At 67.8% G+C, this 1,284-nt stretch carries 2 protein-coding genes; both read right to left on the bottom strand.

Annotated elements, in window-relative coordinates:
* Window positions 1-141: 141 nt before the first annotated feature.
* Window positions 142-1,101: a DUF4123 domain-containing protein gene (locus LQT98_RS23550; protein ID WP_231465659.1), complete on the bottom strand. Its 960-nt coding sequence runs from the start codon at window positions 1,099-1,101 to the stop codon at window positions 142-144.
* The coding region (locus LQT98_RS23545; protein ID WP_231465657.1) for a hypothetical protein at window positions 1,098-1,284 on the bottom strand (187 nt) is incomplete at its 5' end. The genes LQT98_RS23545 and LQT98_RS23550, both read right to left, overlap by 4 nt.

Genomic DNA, 1,284 nt, shown 5'->3' with positions numbered 1-1,284 from the left:
GGCCGGCGGCGGGCAGCGGAGCCAGGTCGGCATGGCCGTCGCGATGGGCGGCCAGCGCGTAGCGTAGCGGCAGAATCAGCTGGCCTGGACGGTTGCAGAACACGCCGCCGCAGGGCAGCCGGCTGTTATCGTTGGCTTGGCTCATGATCGGAAATTCCGGTGGCGGCGGGGGCGAATGGTGTCCAGCACCCTGGGCCAGTCCTGGCTTTGGAACTGGAAGATCAGGTAGTTGTAAAGGCCGGCAGGGTAGTCGGGTGCGCGGCAGACTTCCAGCAGCGCGAGCAACGCCGGGAGCTCCGCGTCATCCGGGCCCAGCAGTTCCAGCAGCACGGCGTAGCCGGCGGCCTCGTCCCCGGCCCGCGTCCAACCACGGGCCCGGGCCAGATCCAGCCAGGCGGCGGCGCGGTCCAGATCCAGCTCCCGCGCCGGCAACCTTCCCTCCGCCGCGTCTTGCAGCAGCGGCAGCAAGTAACGCATCAGCAGAATATCCGGCAGGATTTCCAGCCAGTGCCAAGTGTGGTCCGGCAGCAGGAAGCCGCCGGGCGGCGGCCGTTGCGCCGGGTCGGCGGACACCACGGCCAGTTGCTTGGCCTTGGCGCTGTACCACCAGTGGCGTACCGGACCCAGCAGCGCCCGGCGCTGCTCCGCGGGCAGTTTCTCTATCAAAAGATGGAAGACCTGCGGATCGTAGACGCGCAGGTGGCGCAGTTCGCCGGACGGATGCTGCTGCGGCAGCAGGCGGCTGAGATGATCGGCCACTTCGGCGGCGGGGGCGTCGGCCAGCAGCCAGCCGGAAAGATAGTATTCGCTCAGGCTGTTGATTGTGCGGTCATAGGCCCACAGCATGTTTTGCAGCCAGCTCAAACGCAGTCTCGACGACATGTCCGGCCAGGCGGCCGGGTCCAGCAGCGCCGGCGCGCGCTCCGGCGCTGCCTCGAACAGCAGATCCCGCAGTGGATGGATGGCCTGCTCCGGCACCGGGCCATCCCACAAGCCAAGCAGGGGGTCATGCTGGCTGCGATCGATCAGCAGGTAGAGACCGGCCGGCGCTGGATCTTGCGCTAGCAAGGCATTCAAGTCCGGTTCCATCGCGGCGTTCATGCCTGGGACTCCTGCTTGGGGTAATTCAGGGTGGCGCCGCCGGTTTGCGCGGAATGGCTTTGTGGCGGCTGGCATGGCGGCGCTATCTGGAAACGGGGCAGCCGCGCCTCCAGGCTGGCCGGCTGCTTGAGCAAGGCCCAGTTCAAGGCTCTGACGGTGTGGTTGCCGGGGCTGCCGATTTCC

Source organism: Chromobacterium aquaticum (genome assembly GCF_021129195.1).
GTDB classification, from domain to species: domain Bacteria; phylum Pseudomonadota; class Gammaproteobacteria; order Burkholderiales; family Chromobacteriaceae; genus Chromobacterium; species Chromobacterium aquaticum.
This window is presented reverse-complemented; position numbering and strand designations above follow the sequence as displayed.